Genomic DNA, 17455 nt, shown 5'->3' with positions numbered 1-17455 from the left:
GGGCGTTGCACTGCTCGGCATCAATCCGTCAACGCATCAATGCAGCCACTTGTTGAGCACGCGATCATAGTCGCCGGTGGCTTTCTGCAAATGCATCCAGGCATCCACGTATTCCTTGAAGGCGACATCGGCGCGCGGCAGCATGAAAGCTTTCTCCGAGAATTGCAAGGGCTGGTCCGGATGTACCGGGCACAGCTCGGGATGCTGTTTCGCCTGCCACAAGGTTTCGCTGGCGTCCGTGACCATGATGTCGGCCTTGCCGTCGATGATCTGCTGGAAGATCGTGACGTTGTCCGGATGCAGGATCAACTGCGCCTGCTTGTAATTGGCGCGCGCAAAGCGCTCGTTGGTGCCGCCCGGATTGAAGATGGCGCGCGTGGTTGGCTTGTCGATCATTTCCAGCGTCTGGAACTTGGCGACGTCGGCGCAGCGCACGATCGGCGACTTGCCGTCGACCATGTGCGAGACCGCAAACGCGGCTTTCTTCTGGCGGTCCAGCGTCACCGAAACACCGCCCATGGCGATGTCGCATTTGGCCAGGAAATCGGTCATCAGGTTGGTCCAGGTGGTTTTGACCAGTTGCACTTCGACGCCCAGCGACTTGGCCAGTGATTGCGCCAGGTCGACGTCCATGCCTTCAAACGTGTTGTCGGTCTTGAAATAGGTGAACGGCCTGTAGTCGCCCGTCATGCACACGCGCAACTTGCCGGACTTGATCACCTCGTCCAAGCGGCTGCTTTCGGCGGCGCCGGCGGTCTGCATCGCCAGGCCGGCACACAGCAGCGTGAGCGGCAACAGCCATTTCCTGAAATACTTTTTCATATCGTCTCCTCCATGTTTTTGTAGAGCAAAGACGATATCACCAGCAGCCCCGGGCATCAATCGGGCACGGCTGTTTTACGGTTTGAATGAGATAATAGAAGATTGCCGATGCGGCCAACATGAAGTCCCATTGCTCCAGATCGCTCCCATGTCTCAATTGTCCACATCTCAATTTGCTCCGCTCAAGAACGACACCTTCCTGCGTGCCTTGCTACGCCAGCCGACCGATTACACGCCGCTGTGGCTGATGCGCCAGGCTGGCCGCTACCTGCCCGAATACCGCGCCACGCGCGCCCGCGCCGGTTCCTTCCTGGGGCTGGCCAAGAATCCCGATTACGCCACTGAAGTCACGCTGCAGCCGCTCGAGCGCTATCCGCTGGATGCCGCGATCCTGTTCTCCGACATCCTGACCGTGCCGGATGCGATGGGCCTGGGCCTGTTCTTCGCCGACGGCGAGGGACCAAAGTTCGAGCGCCCGCTGCGCGACGAAAAGGCCGTGCTGGCGCTGCAGGCGCCGCAACTGGACAGCCTGCAGTATGTGTTCGACGCCGTCACCCAGATCCGCACCGAACTGGATGGCCGTGTGCCGCTGATCGGCTTCTCGGGCAGTCCGTGGACGCTGGCCTGTTACATGGTGGAAGGCGGCGGCTCCGACGACTTCCGCACCGTCAAGACCATGCTGTACGACCGTCCCGACCTGATGCACCACATCCTCCGGACCAATGCCGCCGCCGTCGCCGCCTACCTGAACGCCCAGATCGACGCCGGCGCGCAGGCCGTGATGATTTTCGACACTTGGGGCGGGGCGCTGGCGGACGGCGTATACCAGGCGTTTTCGCTGCACTACATGCGCGAAGTCATGCGCCAGCTCAAGCGTGACAAGGACGGCGTCAAGATTCCGGCGATCGTCTTCACCAAGGGCGGCGGATTGTGGCTCGAGCAGATCGCCGACATCGGCGCCGATGCCGTGGGGCTGGACTGGACCGTCAATCTGGCCGATGCGCGTCGCCGCGTCGGAGATAAGGTGGCGCTGCAGGGCAATCTCGATCCTAACGTGCTGTTTGCCGGGCCGGCGCAGATCCAGGCCGAAGTTCGCAAGCTGCTGGAATCCTTCGGCAAGCCCGAAGCGGGCGTAGGGCACGTGTTCAACCTCGGTCACGGCATCTCCCAGTTCACCCCGCCGGAGTCGGTCACGACACTGGTGGAGGCGGTACATGGCATCAGCCGGGAGCTGCGCGGCTGATCTCCACCGCCCAGAACGCCGATAAATCGTTGAAAACAAAGTACATACTCACCAGCATGCGAAACGGTGCACATTGCACCCGCGCGCAGACTCACTTATGCACACGGACGGGGCTTCTCTTAGTGGGAATCATTCATATCCATATTTGTAATGCGGTGGAATTTCGGATTTTGCAAGTGATTGATTTTTAAGGAATTTGTTTCGTGCGCGGGATTTGTGCAAACTATCGAGAGCCGCATGAAACGTGGGGTTCGGGACTGTCAAGAGGTAGTTGCCCACAAAGTTATCCACAGGAATTGTGGATAGCTGAAAAAGCACTTATGAAACCGTGAGTTACATACCTTTTTAACGTTTTACTTTAAAAAACGCGTCAGAATCCTCTCCGCTGTCAGCGCCTTTCCGACAAAATTTTCTTGACTGAAAGTAGTGCGGTCGATCTCGCGACGGTACCTTTTCGGTGCGAAAAAGTGGACTTATGCACAAAAAAGCTTTGTGCGAAGCAATAATAAAAATTTAAAAATAAATTTCATAGGCGGTGGAGTGTTTTGCAAGTCATTGATTTTTATAGGTTTAAATTTTGCTTTTGATTTGGGCAATTTATTGAAACCCGCATCCAGACTGGGAAAAAGGCTGTCAAGCCCGAGTTGTGCACAAAGTTATCCACAGGTTTTGTGGATAGCCTAAAAAGTAGTTATGAAACCGTTACTTAGGTCATCTTTTCAGGAATCACATTAAGTTCGTGGAACAACGCATCCTTCAGATCGTTCTCGATACTCCGCTTGACAGGACCTTCGATTACCGTTGGCGCGCCAACGGCGACGAGGCGCTGCCGCAAATCGGCCAGCTGGCGATCGTGCCGTTCGGCCGGCGCGAGGTGGCGGGCCTGATCATCGGCCTGGCCGAGCAGACCGACGTGCCGGACGGCAAGCTCAAGGACGTGCTGGCGGTGCGCAGCCAACTGGCGCCGCTGCCGCCGCAGTGGCTGGCGCTGTGCGGTTTCGCCGCCGACTATTACCAGCGCCCGCTGGGCGAGGTGGCGTTGCCCGGTTTGCCCAAGAACCTGCGCACCCTGACCGCCACCGCGCTCGATCGTGCGCTCAAGAAGCTGGCCAAGCTCGATGCCGGCCACGACGGCAATCCGGTCAACACGCCGCAGTTGAAGCCGGAACAGCAGGAGGCCGTTGACGCCATCGCCGGCGCGCAGGGTTTTGCGCCGCTGCTGTTGTATGGCGTGACCGGCAGCGGCAAGACCGAGGTCTACCTGCAGGCGGCGGCGCGCATCCTGGCGCAGCATGAAGCCGCCGGCGAAGTGGCGCAGGTATTGGTGCTGGTGCCTGAAATCAACCTGACGCCGCAGCTCGAATCGAATATCCGCGCGCGCTTTCCGGGCGTACACGTGGTCAGCCTGCACAGCGGCCTGGCCGAAGGCGAGCGTACGCTCAGCTGGCTGGCGGCGCACCAGGGCCAGGCGCGCATCGTGCTCGGCACACGGCTGGCGATCCTGTCGTCGTTGCCGCATCTCAAACTGATCGTGATCGACGAAGAGCACGATCCCTCTTACAAGCAGCAGGAAGGCCTGCGTTATTCGGCGCGCGATCTGGCGGTCTGGCGCGCGCATCAACTGGCGATTCCGGTGGTGTTGGGCTCGGCCACGCCGTCGCTGGAAACCTGGCAGCATGCCCAGGCCGGGCGGTACCGCAAGCTGCAGCTGCGCGAGCGCGCGGTGCGCGACGCCGTGCTGCCCAAGGTCAAGATGATCGACATGGAGCGCGACCGTCCCAACGACGGCCTGACCTCGACGCTGGTGGCGGCCCTCAAGCTGCGCCTGGAGCGCGGCGAGCAGTCGCTGCTGTTCCTCAACCGGCGCGGCTATGCGCCGGTGCTCAATTGCGATGCCTGCGGCTGGATCAGCAACTGCATGCGCTGCACTTCGTTCATGGTGCTGCACAAGCCTGAGCGGCGCTTACGCTGCCACCATTGCAGCCTGGAACTGTACATCCCCAAAGCCTGCCCGACCTGCGGCAACGTCGACCTGCAACCGCTGGGACGCGGCACCCAGCGCGTCGAAGAAGGCTTGCAGGCGATGTTTCCGGAGGCGCGCATCCTGCGCATCGACGCCGATTCCACGCGCCTCAAGGGTTCGGCCCAGAATGCCTTCGACAGCGTGCACCGCGGCGAGGTCGACATCCTGATCGGCACGCAGATGGTCGCCAAGGGCCACGACTTCAAGCGCCTGACGCTGGTGGGGGTGATGAATCCCGACACCGCGCTGTTTTCGCACGACTACCGCGCCAGCGAGCGCCTGTTCGCGCAACTGATGCAGGTCGCCGGCCGCGCCGGACGGGCCGGTCAGAAGGAGGGCGGTTCGCCCAGCGAAGTATTGATCCAGAGTCGTTATCCGCATCATCCGCTGTACAGCGCGGTAGCCGCGCACGACTACGACGGCTTTGCCACGCAGTTGCTCGAAGAGCGCCGGCAGGCGGCCCTGCCGCCGTTCCTCTACCAGGCGCTGCTGCGCGCCGAAGCGCCTGAGCTCGACGTCGCGCTGGCTTTCCTGCAGGATGCGGCGGCCTGCCTGGAGCACCCGGGCATCACCATCAACGATCCCATCCCGATGACCATGACGCGCGTGGCCAACGTCGAGCGTGCCCAGTTGCTGGTCGAATGCCCGTCGCGGCCGGCGTTGCAGGCCTTCCTGCGCGACTGGATGGAGGTCTTGCGCCAGATGAAAACGCGCGCCAAATGGTCGCTGGAAGTCGATCCGGTCGATATCTGAGCCGGTACGCCCCATCCGGCGCATCCACTCATCGCATCAAATTCCCCGCAGCCCGCCGTCCTCGCGCCGTTCATCGCACAGCGCTGGAACGGCGCGCGGGGCGCGCCTAACATGGCGGCATTCCTTTCCTTCTTCATTCCAGGAGTCGCCATGTTGCAACAAATGATCATTCATACGCCGCTGTGGGTCTGGGCCTTCCTGGCCTTCGTGGTCTATCGCGGCTGGTTGGCCGGCGCCGACCGGGAAACCCCGCTGTTGAAGGTAGCGCTGATCCCGCTGCTGTTGCTGGCCTTGTCGCTGCACGGTCTTTACGCGCAATCGCAAGCCCATGCGCCGGCGCTGGCGGCGGCTGCGCTGGCGGCATTGGGCAGCGGATTCCTGAGCTGGGCGGCGGCCGGACGGGCCGGCATCGCACCGCATCCCACGCGCGGCACGGTCTGGTTGCGCGGCAGCTGGCTGCCTTTGCTGATGATGGTCGGCGTGTTTGCGGTCAAATACGGTGTGGCCGTGTTGCAGGTCTTGTATTCCACCTATGTGCAGGGGACCTTGTTCACGCTCGCGGTCAGCCTGTTGTACGGCCTGTTCATGGGGGTGCCGGTCGGTCGTCTGTTGCGCATCCTGCATCTTTATCGCCAGGCGCAGTCGTCGGCGACGCCTGCGGCGACCTGAGGCGGAATGCGGGCCTGCAAGATCGGCTTCAATCCGAGCGCGGCAAGCCGGTATAATCCGGGGTTTATATATTCATCAATGTGCGGCTGGCGTTGTCAGCGCGGCCGCCGACCCCTCCGTTCCCATGCTCGCCCAACAAAAACAACGCATCACCGAATTATTCCAGGCCGCCGCGGCGCCGCTGATCGAAGGCTCCGGCCTGACGCCGACGATTACGCTGGAGCGTCCGCGCGATCCGTCGCATGGCGACATCGCCTGCAACCTGGCCATGCAACTGGCCAAGCCGCTCAAGAAGAATCCGCGCGAACTGGCCCAGGCGCTGGTGGATGGCGTGCTGTCGCAGCCCGGTCGCGAAGAACTGATTTCCTCCGCCGACATTGCCGGCCCCGGCTTCATCAACCTGCGCGTGGCTGACGCCGCCAAGCAGGCCGTGGTGAAAGTGGTGCTGGCCGAAGGCGCGCAATACGGCAAGAGCCAGGCCGGCGCCGGCAAGAAGGTGCTGGTCGAATTCGTTTCCGCCAATCCGACCGGTCCGCTGCACGTCGGCCACGGCCGTCAGGGCGCGCTCGGCGACGCCATGTCGGCGCTGCTGCAGTCGCAGGGCTACGACGTCACGCGCGAGTTCTACTACAACGACGCCGGCGTCCAGATCGCCACGCTGGCGACTTCGGTGCAGGCGCGCGCCAAGGGTTTCAAGCCGGGCGATGCGGGCTGGCCCGAGTCGGCCTATAACGGCGACTACATCGCCGACATCGCCGACGATTTCAAGGCGAAGAAGACGGTTTCCGCCAGCGACGGCGAGCCGGCTACCGCCAGCGGCGACGTCGAGGACCTCGAATCGATCCGCCGCTTCGCCGTGGCCTATCTGCGCCGCGAGCAGGATCTGGACTTGCAGGCCTTCGGCGTCAGGTTCGACAACTATTACCTGGAATCTTCGCTGTATACCGAAGGCAAGGTTGCCGCCGCAGTGGACGCCTTGATCAAGGCCGGCAAGACCTACGAACTGGATGGCGCGCTGTGGCTCAAGACCACCGACTACGGCGACGACAAGGACCGCGTCATGAAGAAGGGCGACGGCACCTACACCTACTTCGTGCCCGACGTCGCCTATCACATCACCAAATGGCAGCGCGGTTTCGGCAAGGTCATCAATATCCAGGGCAGCGACCACCACGGCACCATCGCGCGCGTACGCGCCGGCCTGCAGGCGGCCAACGTCGGTATCCCGCAAGGCTATCCCGACTACGTGCTGCACAAGATGGTCACGGTGATGAAGAACGGCGAGGAAGTAAAAATTTCCAAGCGCGCCGGTTCCTATGTCACGCTGCGCGACCTGATCGAATGGTCCAACGGCAGCAACGACGACAATGCAGCCGAAGCAGGTGATGCAGGTGATGCAGGTGACTTGACTCGCGGCCGCGACGCCGTGCGCTTCTTCCTCATCTCGCGCAAGGCCGACAGCGAATTCGTGTTCGACGTCGACGTCGCGCTGACCCGCAACGACGAAAATCCGGTCTATTACGTCCAGTACGCCCACGCGCGCATCTGCTCGGTGCTGAACCAGTGGGGCGGCGACGAGGCCGCGCTGGATCAGGTCGCCGACCTGTCGCCGCTGACGGCGCCGCGCGAAGTCAGCCTGCTGGCCAAGCTGGCCGAATATCCGGAAGCACTGGCGCATGCGCTGCAGGAGCTCGGACCGCATCAGGTGGCTTTCTACCTGCGTGATCTGGCAGGCGAATTGCATAGCTACTACAATGCAGAACGCGTGCTGGTCGACGATGTCCCAACCAAGATGGCGCGCCTGGCGCTCATGAGTGCGACTCGCCAGGTGCTGCGCAACGGACTGGCATTGATCGGCGTTTCCGCCCCGACAAGAATGTAACCCTGTAATGAAGACACAAGTGAAACAACACCATCCGATTTTACGCAAACAGGCCGGCGGCACCTTCCTGGGCCTGATCCTCGGTCTTATCGTTGGTCTCGGCATTGCCGTGGTCGTCGCGCTGATGATCACCAAGTCGCCGATTCCCTTCGTCAACAAGGTCACCAAGCAGGAGCGCACCGAGCTGTCGCCGGGCCAGTCCTCCGACCCGAACAAGCCGCTCTACGGCAACAAGGACGTCGCCAAGGAAGCTCCGCCGGCGCCGAAGAATCCTGATCAGGAAAAGCCTGCGCCGGAAGCCAGGAAGCCGGACACGCCGCTGGCGCCGAAGGTCGACGTGCCGAAGGACAAGGACAAGCTGGCCGCCATCACCAAGGAGCAGCCGGCCAAGTCCGATAAATCCGAGAGTGCAGTCGACGACAAGTGGACCTATTTCCTGCAGACCGGCGCTTTCCGTGAACAGGCCGATGCCGAAAACGCGCGCGCCAAGCTGGCGTTGCTCGGTTTCGAAGCCAAGGTCAGCGAACGGCCCTCCGACAACGGCACCTTGTACCGCGTGCGGATCGGCCCGATCGGCCAGCAAGAGACAGTGAACCGGATGCGTAGCAAATTGTCTGATAACGGCGTCGATGCCGCCATCGTCCGCATACCAAAATAAGGACCGTTTTCAGTTTTGCCGTGGTTCAACTTTGCCCGGCACGGCGGTCCGCCATCATATTTATTTGCGAATACCTTGAGAAGGGGTTAAGAATCATGCGTTTGTTCCGTCATGCTCTCGCTGTCATCAGCCTGGGTTTGCTGGCCGTTTCGGCTAGCGCGTCACCTGCCAATCCACAAAGCGGTACCGACTACCGTACGCTGGAGCAAGCCCAGCCGACCGAGTCGGGCAAGAAGATCGAAGTCACCGAATTTTTCTGGTACAGCTGCCCGCATTGCGCTGCGTTCGATCCAGCGCTGACCGCCTGGGTCAAGAAGCAGGGCGACAAGATTGTCTTCAAGCAAGTGCCGGTCGCCTTCCGGGAATCGTTCATCCCTCAGCAGAAGCTCTACTACGCGCTCGAAGCGATGGGCAAGACTGCGGAAATGAATCCGAAGATTTTCCAGGCCATCCACGTTGACCGCCAACGCGTCGACACCGACAAGACCATCCTGGAGTTCATCGAGAAGCAAGGCATCGACAAGCAGAAATTCGTCGACCTGTACAACTCCTTCGGCGTGCAGACCAAGGTGCGCCGCGCCTCGCAATTGCAGGAAGCGTACAAGATCGACGGCGTGCCGACCATCGCCATCGACGGTCGTTACCTCACCTCGCCATCCATCGCCGGCGCCTCCATGGCCAACCAGCCCGAGTCCATGCAGCAAGCCGCATCGCTGCAAGTGATGGATCATCTGCTGACCAAGCTGGCGGCGGAAAAAAGCGCCGAAAAGCCGGCCGAAGCAGCAACATCGACCAAGCCGGCCAAGAAGAAATAAGCTTCACCACACCGAACACGGTCCGTCGCTCGCGAGAGGACGGACCGTTTTCATTGGTGCGCACCGATCACAATTGAACGAAAGGGATGGCATGCAGCGAGTCTTCATCACCGGCGCATCAAGCGGCATCGGCGCCGCGCTGGCCGCGGCCTACGCGCAGCAAGGCGCGGTGCTGGGCCTGGTTGCGCGTCGCCGCGACATGCTGGAACAGTTGCGCGCCGGACTCGCCCATCCGGAGCGCCATCATCTGTACGTGCTCGACGTTACCGACCACGCCGCGCTACAGGTTGCGGCGCAAGATTTCCTCAAGGCTGCCGGCGGCATTGACGTGGTGATCGCCAACGCCGGCATTTCGCAAGGCACGCTGACCGAATTCGCCGAAGACATCCCGGTGTTCGAACGCATCATTGCCACCAACGTGATGGCCACGGTCGCCACTTTCCATCCGTTCATCGCCGCCATGAAGACTCAGCCACGGCGGCAGGACTGCCGCCTGGTCGGCATCGGCAGCGTGGCAGGTATCCGCGGTCTGCCCGGCGCCGAGGCGTATAGTGCATCGAAAGCGGCGGTCATCAGCTATTGCGAATCGCTGCGCATCGAACTGCGCGCCAGCGGCATCAAGGTGGTGACGATTGCGCCCGGGTACATCGACACCCCGATGACGCAGATCAATCACTACCGCATGCCCTTCCTGATGCCGGTGCAGAAATTCGCGGCGCGCGCGTTGACCGCCATCGCCGCCGGCGACAGCTATCGCGTGATCCCGTGGCAAATGGGCGTGGTTGCCAAACTGCTGCGCCTGTTGCCCAACAGTGTGTACGACTTCGCGTTTTCGAAAGCGCCGCACAAGAAACGACATCTCTGAACGAGCAAGACCATGAAAATCATCTACGCCGGAACCCCCGAATTCGCCGCCGTCGCGCTGGAAGCGCTGTATGCCGCAGGCCATGACGTCACGCTGGTGCTGACTCAGCCCGATCGTCCTGCGGGCCGCGGCATGCAGTTGCATGCTTCGCCGGTGAAGCAATGTGCGCTGGCGCACGGCACGCCGGTGGCGCAGCCGGTGTCGCTGCGCCTGGACGGAAAATATCCGGACGTCGCACGCGAGGCGCACGAATTGCTGCGCAACACGCCGCACGACCTCATGATCGTCGCCGCCTACGGCCTGATCCTGCCGCGCAGCGTGCTGGACATTCCGCGCCTGGGTTGCATCAATATCCACGCTTCGCTGCTGCCGCGCTGGCGCGGCGCAGCGCCGATCCATCGCGCCATCGAAGCCGGCGACAGCGAAACCGGCATCACCATCATGCAGATGGAAGAAGGCCTCGACACGGGGCCGATGCTGCTGATCGAATCGCTGCCGATCGCCGCCGACGACACCACCGCCAGCCTGCACGACAAGCTGGCGGCGCTGGGCGGCAAGATGATCGTCGAGGCCGTGCGCAAGCTTGAGCTCGGCGCGTTGCCGGCCACGCCGCAACCGGACGAAGGCGCCAACTACGCCGCCAAGGTCGGCAAGGAAGAAGCTGCGCTGGACTTTACGCAGCCGGCCGCGGTGTTGGCGCGAAAAATCCGCGCATTCAATCCTTTCCCGGGCGCCTCGGCGCAATTTGCAACACCTGCGGGTGATGTCACCGTCAAGCTGTGGCAGGCGCAGGCGCTCCCCGAAAAGACGGGCGCCGCGCCCGGCAGCATACTCACCGCCAATGCGCATGACGGTGTCAAGGTGGCGTGCGGCGAGGGTATGCTGCACGTGACGGAATTACAAAAGCCGGGTGCAAAGCGTTTGCCGGTGGCCGAATTTCTCAAAGGCTTTGCACTGGCGGACGGCACGTTCCGATAACGCAGTTTCTGCGGAGAGACAATGGATCAATTGGCGGCAATGCGCATTTTCAGGCGCGTGGTGGAAAGCGGCGGATTCTCGGCCGCCGCCGACGCGCTCGACATTTCGCACACGGTGGTGTCGCGCCAGGTGCGCCAGCTTGAGGAGTTGCTCGGCGCGCAGTTGCTCAACCGCACCACGCGGCGCTTTTCGCTGACTGAGGTCGGCCAGCTTTATTACCAGCGCTGCATCGACATCATCGACCAGGTGGAAGACGCTGCACGCGTAGTTTCGCATCATCATGCGCGGCCGGCCGGCGTACTGCGCATCAATGCGCCGATGGTGTTCGGCACGCTGGAAATGCCCAACTGGCTGCCGCAGTTCATGCAGGCGTATCCCGAACTGAAAGTCGACGTGGTTTGCAACGACCGCTTTGTCGACCTCATCAGCGAAGAGTTCGACGTTGGCTTGCGCATCACGCGCTCTTTGCCCGACTCGACGCTGGTGGCCAAGCGGCTGACGGTCAGCGACATGGCGCTGGTGGCGACGCCCGCCTATCTGGAAAAGCACGGTACGCCGCGCGAACCGAAGGATTTGCAGCAACACAATTTCCTGGCGTATTCGCTCGCGCTGCAAACCACCGAACTCGTGTTCACCGGTCCCGACGGCCGGGAGCAGCTGGTCAGTCTGAGCGGCAACGTCCAGGCCAACACCGGCCTGATCGTCTGCGCCGCCGCGCGCGCCGGTATGGGTATCACGGCATCGGCCACCTTCGTGGTGCACGAGGACCTGAAGCGCGGCGAGCTGGTCGAAGTGCTGCCCGAATACCGGCTGCAGTCGCGCGACTTGTATGTGCTGTATCCGCGAAACCATCACCTCTCGCCCAAGGTGCGCGCCTTCGTTGATTTCCTGGCGGACTACTACGCTACGCCGCGCTGGCCTGTGTAGAACGGCGCTCAGACGAGAAAAAGGCTGCACCCGCAAAGGTGCAGCCTTTTCTTCATTCATGCAGCGGGATTACTTTTTCTCGACCGGCACCAGGTCGAAATGATCGGCCTGATACTGGAACAGCAGGCAGTCCTCGCCCTTGGTGCAACCGCTGTAATGCGGCATGCTGGCCGGCAGGTTATAGAACGAACCGGCCGGATACTCGATGCGCTTGCCGTCAATGACGGCGTAGAACGTACCTTTCAGGACCACGGTCGGGAGGTTCTGCGTGTGCAGGTGATAAGGATTGTCCTTGCCAGCCGGGAAAATCACGAAGGCGTCATATGCGCCCTTGCCGGTAATGCTGCCGCGCACGTCGGCTACCTTGATGCCGCCGGTGCCGGGCAGTTCACGCCACTTCAGATCGGCGGCCGGAAAGGAAACCAGCGGCTGGGCGACAGGCTTGCCGGCTTTGGCGTTGTTGCCTGCGAAGCTGGAGCCGGCTGCGGCCAGTAACAGCAAGGCGCTTGCGATATGTTTCATGATGATTCTTTCAGTGTGAGAGATTTACTGCACTTGCAGTTCGAGAATGGCGCTGGTGTCGAGCACGTCGCCGAAAGTATCGGCGATGGTCGTCAGCGCGCCGCGATGCAGGACGTCATGCGTAATAACACCACCGCCAGGTGCATCCAGATCGCGCGTGGCCGAGGCGTCAGCGGCCACGATCACTTCGTAACCGGCAGGAACTGCGTCGCGCGCAGCGCCGGCCACGCAGGCATGCGTCATGAGGCCGGAAATGATCAGCGTCTTGACGCCGGCGGCCTTCAGTTGCGCATCGATATCGGTGGTCGGGAATACGCTGACCGAGCTTTTCTGCACCACGCGGTGGTGGGCGGCCGGCTGGATATCCTTGTGGATGGCGACGGTATCGCCGTCCACTGCGAAGATCGGCGTGCCGGATGGCGTTACGTGCTGGACGTGGAACACGGGCATGTTGTGGCGATCGGCGAAGGCAATCAGACGCTTGGCGTTGTTCAGCGCAGCCATGCCGTCGGGGATCGGCATCTTGCCGCTGAAGTATTCATTCTGAAAATCAATGACCAGCAGCGCGGTGCCGGCAGCTTGCAGCGCGACCGGCGCAGCAGCGCCGGCGATGGTGCGGATGGTGGGGTGCGACATGTTCTTCTCCTGGGTTGATAAGCGACAGGGCGAAGAGTAGACGGGTGAGCGCAGCGCGAACAGTAGCGCTGCGTCACAAGATATGTGCTGAATCAGCACATATTCGAAGAATGTCGAGACGCGGCGAGGACATCTGAAGAGACCTGTGCCGCCAGTATCACGCGCAAGCGTTCCCAGAACAGATCGGCGCCGCGATGCACATTGTCGTTCCAGTGGTCGGCAGCGCTGTCGTCGGCAGCGTCCGTGATGAACTTGAATGCGCGCCAGGAGACGCCATATCGGTGACAGGCGTGCACGATGGCGAATAATTCCATATCGACAACATCCACACCCTGTTCGATCAGCCAGGGATCGGCGGCAGTGACGAAGCTGTCGCCAGTGCCACAGCAGGCATTGCCGTGGCCTGATGCGTAAGAATGGGGTTCGTCCGACAAGGGCGTCACTCCGCGCACGGCCAGCGGGATGGCAAGCATGTCGCGCTGGATGACGCTGGCGATGTCGAGCAGGCCGTCGAGGTCCGGATTGATTTTGCCTGCCGTACCGAAATTGATCACAAGTTGCGGCCGGTGCTGCAAAATCGCCGCTGTGGCAGTGGAGGCGGCGTTGACCTTGCCGACCCCGGTGTAAATCACGTCCACGCCGGCCGGAGCGGCAGCGACGTTGAGTTCGGAGGCAAGGGCGGTCAGCACCAGGATTTTTTGTGTCATTGGGGGGCGTCGATATCCGTAATTTGCCAGGGAAGTGCGGCGGTTGGCCAAGGGGTTGGCGGGCGTTTCACGTATAATTTCAAGGCTTAACCGATTAAGATGAACCCGGCATGTTGCGTGACCAGGTTTCTGCATTCGGATTGCATTATTCCACACGTATTATTCCACACTGTTTCACAATGAAGATTCTCGCCATGAAGCCAAACGATCCGTGCCAAACCGAACTGTTGTTGCGCGACCTGATGTCGCAGCGCATCCTGATTCTGGACGGCGCCATGGGCACCATGATCCAGCAGTACAAGCTGACGGAAGAGGATTATCGCGGCGAGCGCTTCAAGGACTTCAGCGTGCCGGGCAAGGAGTTGTTCGTCAAGGGCAACAATGAGTTGCTGAGCCTGACCCAGCCGCACATCATCCAGGAAATCCACGAGCAATACCTGGCCGCCGGCGCCGACCTGGTCGAGACCAACACCTTCGGCGCCACCGGCGTGGCGCAGGACGACTATCACATGGCGCACCTGGTCTACGAGATGAACGTGCAGTCGGCCAAGCTTGCGCGCGCGGCCTGCGACAAGTATTCGACGCCCGACAAGCCGCGCTTCGTCGCCGGCGCGCTCGGCCCGACGCCGAAGACCGCATCGATCTCGCCCGACGTCAATGACCCCGCAGCGCGCAACGTCACCTTCGATCAACTGGTCGCTTCGTATCTGGAACAGACGCGCGCGCTGGTCGAAGGCGGCGCCGACGTACTGCTGGTGGAAACCATCTTCGACACGCTCAATTGCAAGGCGGCGCTGTTTGCGATCGACGTGTTCTTCGAAGAGTCTGGCAAGCGTTTGCCGATCATGATTTCCGGCACCGTCACCGATGCCTCAGGACGCATCCTGTCCGGCCAGACCGTACCGGCCTTCTGGCATTCCATCCGTCATGCGCGTCCTCTGACCGTCGGTCTGAACTGCGCGCTGGGCGCTGCGCTGATGCGTCCGTATGCCGAGGAGTTGTCCAGGATTGCCGACACCTTCGTCTGCATTTACCCGAATGCGGGTTTGCCTAATCCGATGAGCGACACCGGCTTCGACGAGACGCCTGACGTCACTTCGTCGCTGCTGAAAGATTTTGCTGAAAGCGGCTTCGTCAATGTCGCCGGCGGTTGCTGCGGCACGACGCCAGCGCACATCAAGGCCATCGCCGACACAGTCGCCACGATTGCGCCGCGCAAGGTCCCGGAAGCCAAGCACGAGATGTTGTTGTCGGGACTGGAACCCTTCATCATCAACGACCAGTCGCTGTACGTGAACGTCGGCGAGCGCACCAACGTCACCGGCTCCAAGGCCTTTGCGCGCCTGATCCTCAACGAGCAGTACGACGAAGCGCTGGCGGTAGCGCGCCAGCAAGTTGAAAACGGCGCCCAGATCATCGACATCAACATGGATGAAGCGATGCTCGATTCGCTCGCCGCCATGACGCGCTTCCTCAACCTGATCGCTTCCGAGCCCGACATCGCGCGCGTGCCGGTCATGATCGACTCGTCCAAGTGGTCGGTCATCGAAGCCGGCCTCAAATGTGTGCAGGGCAAGTCCATCGTCAACTCGATTTCGATGAAGGAAGGCGAAGAGAAATTCCTGCACGAGGCCAAGCTGTGCCGCCGCTACGGTGCCGCCGTGATCGTCATGGCCTTCGATGAAGTTGGTCAGGCCGACACCTACGAGCGCAAGATCGAAATCTGCGAGCGCGCCTATCGCCTGCTGGTCGACAAGGTCGGCTTTCCGCCGGAAGACATCATCTTCGATCCGAACATCTTCGCCGTCGCCACCGGCATCGAAGAGCACAACAACTACGCCGTCGACTTCATCGAAGCGACCCGCTGGATCCATCAAAATCTTCCGTACGCCAAGATCAGCGGCGGCGTGTCCAACGTCAGCTTCAGCTTCCGCGGCAACGACCCGGCGCGCGAAGCGATCCATACCGTGTTCCTGTACCACGCCGTCAAGGCCGGCATGACCATGGGCATCGTCAACGCCGGCATGATCGGCGTCTATGACGACTTGCCGGCCGAACTGCGCGAAGCTGTCGAAGACGTGGTGCTGAACCGCCGTCCGGACGCCACCGAGCGCATGATCGACATCGCCGCGACCCTGAAGGCCGGCGACAAGAAGGAAGAAGCCACGCTGGAATGGCGCAGCGAGCCGGTCGAGAAGCGACTCGCGCACGCGCTGGTGCTCGGCATCACCCAATGGATCGTGGAAGACACCGAAGAAGCGCGCCAGAATTTGTTGAAGAGCGGCGGCCGCCCGATTCACGTCATCGAAGGTCCGCTGATGGACGGCATGAACGTGGTCGGCGACCTGTTCGGCCAGGGCAAGATGTTCCTGCCGCAGGTGGTGAAATCGGCGCGCGTGATGAAGCAGGCAGTGGCGCATCTGATTCCCTTCATCGAAGAAGAGAAGCGCCTGATCGAGCAGGAAACCGGCATCGTCGCCAAGCCCAAGGGCAAGATCGTCATCGCCACCGTCAAGGGCGACGTCCATGACATCGGCAAGAACATCGTCTCGGTGGTCCTGCAATGCAACAACTTTGAAGTCGTCAACATGGGCGTGATGGTGCCGTGTTCGCAGATCCTGGCCAAGGCCAAGGAAGAGAACGCCGACATCATCGGCCTGTCCGGTCTGATCACGCCGTCGCTGGAAGAAATGGCCTACGTCGCCAAGGAAATGCAGCGCGACAGCTATTTCAGCGGCGTCAAGATGCCGTTGCTGATCGGCGGCGCCACGACTTCGCGTGCGCATACCGCGGTCAAGATCGCGCCGAATTATTCCGGTCCTGTGGTCTACGTGCCGGATGCCTCGCGTGCCGTCTCGGTGGCGCAATCGCTGCTGACGCCGGAGCAGAAGGATCAGTACATCGCCGACATCGCCACCGATTACGAACGCATCCGCGAGCAGCACGCCAACAAGAAGGCCGTGCCGCTGGTCCCGATTGCCGCCGCGCGCGACAACAAGATGCAGCTGGAATTTGCACCGGTCAAACCGAAGTTCATCGGCCGCCGCGTGTTCAAGAACGTCGACCTGGCGACGCTGGCGAAATACATCGACTGGGGGCCGTTCTTCCAGACCTGGGATCTGGCCGGTCCGTATCCCGCCATTCTGAAAGACGAAGTGGTCGGCGAAGCGGCGAGCAAAGTATTCGAAGAAGCCCAGGCCTTGCTGAAGAAAGTCATCGACGGCCGCTGGCTCACCGCCAACGGCATCGTCTCGCTGCTGCCGGCCAACACCGTCAACGACGACGACATCGAGATCTACACCGACGATACGCGCACGCAAGTGGCGCTGACTTACTACGGCGTGCGCCAGCAGACCGAGAAACCGGTGATTGACGGCGTTGCCCGTCCTAACCAGTGCCTGGCCGATTTCATCGCGCCGAAGGCGTCCGGCATTGCCGACTATATCGGCATGTTTGCGGTCACGTCCGGTCTCGGCATCGAGAAGTACGAGAAGCGTTTTGAAGACGCGCACGACGACTATTCATCGATCATGCTGAAGGCCCTGGCCGATCGCCTGGCCGAAGCCTTCGCCGAATATCTTCATGAGCGCGTGCGTACCGATCTGTGGGGCTACGCGTCGCAGGAGTCGCTGAGCACCGAAGAGCTGATCAAGGAAAAATACGTCGGCATCCGTCCCGCCGCAGGTTATCCGGCCTGCCCGGAACACACGGTCAAGGCCGAGGCTTTCAGGGTCATGCAATGCGACGAAATCGGCATGACGGTCACCGAGTCGTACGCGATGTTCCCGGGCGCGTCGGTGTCGGGCTTCTACTTTGCGCACCCCGATTCCAAGTACTTCGTGGTCGGCAAGATCGGCGACGACCAGGTCGCCGACATGGCCGAGCGCCGCGGCGTCAGCAAGGATGATGTCGAGCGCTGGCTGGCGCCGAACTTGTCTTGACGGCTGTTTTTACC

14 protein-coding genes are annotated in these 17455 nt (G+C 61.6%); 10 read left to right on the top strand and 4 right to left on the bottom strand.

All coding sequences use genetic code 11. The annotated features are described in order from the left end of the window. Window positions 1-36 precede the first annotated feature (36 nt). Entirely contained in the window at window positions 37-822 is a 786-nt protein-coding gene (locus tag DXT88_RS15600; protein ID WP_407649352.1) for a transporter substrate-binding domain-containing protein, read from the bottom strand. Between the two features lie 148 nt (window positions 823-970). Here DXT88_RS15600 and hemE point away from each other — a divergent pair, with 148 nt between their 5' ends. The 9 genes from hemE (at window position 971) to DXT88_RS15555 (ending at window position 11635) form a co-directional block, all read left to right on the top strand. Then, the gene (gene hemE / locus DXT88_RS15595) at window positions 971-2065 is read left to right on the top strand and encodes a uroporphyrinogen decarboxylase (RefSeq protein ID WP_265214822.1); all 1095 of its coding nucleotides are present in this window, start codon (window positions 971-973) and stop codon (window positions 2063-2065) included. 739 nt (window positions 2066-2804) lie between these two features. Further along, window positions 2805-4841: a primosomal protein N' gene (locus DXT88_RS15590; RefSeq protein WP_265214820.1), complete on the top strand. Its 2037-nt coding sequence runs from the start codon at window positions 2805-2807 to the stop codon at window positions 4839-4841. A 150-nt stretch (window positions 4842-4991) separates the two neighbouring features. Next, window positions 4992-5510: a DUF6622 family protein gene (locus DXT88_RS15585; protein WP_265214818.1), complete on the top strand. Its 519-nt coding sequence runs from the start codon at window positions 4992-4994 to the stop codon at window positions 5508-5510. Window positions 5511-5634: 124 nt separating this feature from the next. Next, window positions 5635-7392 carry an arginine--tRNA ligase gene (gene argS / locus DXT88_RS15580; protein ID WP_265214816.1) on the top strand — a complete coding sequence of 586 codons (1758 nt, stop codon included), beginning with the start codon at window positions 5635-5637 and terminating at the stop codon, window positions 7390-7392. Window positions 7393-7399: 7 nt separating this feature from the next. Beyond that, window positions 7400-8050: an SPOR domain-containing protein gene (locus DXT88_RS15575; protein WP_265214813.1), complete on the top strand. Its 651-nt coding sequence runs from the start codon at window positions 7400-7402 to the stop codon at window positions 8048-8050. A 95-nt stretch (window positions 8051-8145) separates the two neighbouring features. Continuing rightward, on the top strand, window positions 8146-8865 hold the full coding sequence (locus tag DXT88_RS15570) for a thiol:disulfide interchange protein DsbA/DsbL (RefSeq protein ID WP_265214811.1): 720 nt from the start codon (window positions 8146-8148) through the stop codon (window positions 8863-8865). A gap of 91 nt (window positions 8866-8956) precedes the next feature. After that, on the top strand, window positions 8957-9730 hold the full coding sequence (locus DXT88_RS15565) for an SDR family oxidoreductase (protein ID WP_265214809.1): 774 nt from the start codon (window positions 8957-8959) through the stop codon (window positions 9728-9730). 12 nt (window positions 9731-9742) lie between these two features. Further along, window positions 9743-10708, top strand: a complete 966-nt coding sequence (gene fmt, locus DXT88_RS15560) for a methionyl-tRNA formyltransferase (RefSeq protein WP_265214807.1) — start codon at window positions 9743-9745, stop codon at window positions 10706-10708. A gap of 21 nt (window positions 10709-10729) precedes the next feature. Further along, a complete protein-coding gene (locus tag DXT88_RS15555; RefSeq protein ID WP_265214805.1) occupies window positions 10730-11635 on the top strand; it encodes a LysR family transcriptional regulator in 906 nt (301 codons plus the stop codon). 69 nt (window positions 11636-11704) lie between these two features. Here DXT88_RS15555 and DXT88_RS15550 read toward each other — a convergent pair whose 3' ends face one another. From DXT88_RS15550 to DXT88_RS15540, 3 genes are all read right to left on the bottom strand, one after another. Then, window positions 11705-12157: a cupin domain-containing protein gene (locus DXT88_RS15550; protein ID WP_265214803.1), complete on the bottom strand. Its 453-nt coding sequence runs from the start codon at window positions 12155-12157 to the stop codon at window positions 11705-11707. A gap of 24 nt (window positions 12158-12181) precedes the next feature. Further along, window positions 12182-12793, bottom strand: coding sequence for a cysteine hydrolase family protein (locus DXT88_RS15545; protein WP_265214801.1), 612 nt, complete (start codon window positions 12791-12793; stop codon window positions 12182-12184). A gap of 92 nt (window positions 12794-12885) precedes the next feature. Further along, window positions 12886-13500, bottom strand: a complete 615-nt coding sequence (locus tag DXT88_RS15540; protein ID WP_265214798.1) for a phosphorylase family protein — start codon at window positions 13498-13500, stop codon at window positions 12886-12888. Window positions 13501-13694: 194 nt separating this feature from the next. Here DXT88_RS15540 and metH point away from each other — a divergent pair, with 194 nt between their 5' ends. Next, complete coding sequence (gene metH / locus DXT88_RS15535) at window positions 13695-17441, top strand: methionine synthase (protein ID WP_265214796.1); 3747 nt, start codon at window positions 13695-13697, stop codon at window positions 17439-17441. Window positions 17442-17455: the final 14 nt, after the last annotated feature.

Source organism: Herbaspirillum lusitanum (assembly GCF_026127345.1).
GTDB classification, from domain to species: domain Bacteria; phylum Pseudomonadota; class Gammaproteobacteria; order Burkholderiales; family Burkholderiaceae_D; genus Herbaspirillum; species Herbaspirillum lusitanum.
Note: the sequence above shows the minus strand (reverse complement) of the source record. Positions and strands in the feature narration are given on the sequence as shown.

Excerpts from the sequence above, each read along its gene's own strand:
- DXT88_RS15600 (WP_407649352.1), bottom strand. The coding sequence starts at position 822 with ATGAAAAAGTATTTCAGGAAATGGCTGTTGCCGCTCACGCTGCTGTGT.
- hemE (WP_265214822.1), top strand. The coding sequence starts at position 971 with ATGTCTCAATTGTCCACATCTCAATTTGCTCCGCTCAAGAACGACACC.
- DXT88_RS15585 (WP_265214818.1), top strand. The coding sequence starts at position 4,992 with ATGTTGCAACAAATGATCATTCATACGCCGCTGTGGGTCTGGGCCTTC.
- argS (WP_265214816.1), top strand. The coding sequence starts at position 5,635 with ATGCTCGCCCAACAAAAACAACGCATCACCGAATTATTCCAGGCCGCC.
- DXT88_RS15575 (WP_265214813.1), top strand. The coding sequence starts at position 7,400 with ATGAAGACACAAGTGAAACAACACCATCCGATTTTACGCAAACAGGCC.
- DXT88_RS15570 (WP_265214811.1), top strand. The coding sequence starts at position 8,146 with ATGCGTTTGTTCCGTCATGCTCTCGCTGTCATCAGCCTGGGTTTGCTG.
- DXT88_RS15565 (WP_265214809.1), top strand. The coding sequence starts at position 8,957 with ATGCAGCGAGTCTTCATCACCGGCGCATCAAGCGGCATCGGCGCCGCG.
- fmt (WP_265214807.1), top strand. The coding sequence starts at position 9,743 with ATGAAAATCATCTACGCCGGAACCCCCGAATTCGCCGCCGTCGCGCTG.
- DXT88_RS15555 (WP_265214805.1), top strand. The coding sequence starts at position 10,730 with ATGGATCAATTGGCGGCAATGCGCATTTTCAGGCGCGTGGTGGAAAGC.
- DXT88_RS15550 (WP_265214803.1), bottom strand. The coding sequence starts at position 12,157 with ATGAAACATATCGCAAGCGCCTTGCTGTTACTGGCCGCAGCCGGCTCC.
- DXT88_RS15545 (WP_265214801.1), bottom strand. The coding sequence starts at position 12,793 with ATGTCGCACCCCACCATCCGCACCATCGCCGGCGCTGCTGCGCCGGTC.
- DXT88_RS15540 (WP_265214798.1), bottom strand. The coding sequence starts at position 13,500 with ATGACACAAAAAATCCTGGTGCTGACCGCCCTTGCCTCCGAACTCAAC.
- metH (WP_265214796.1), top strand. The coding sequence starts at position 13,695 with ATGAAGCCAAACGATCCGTGCCAAACCGAACTGTTGTTGCGCGACCTG.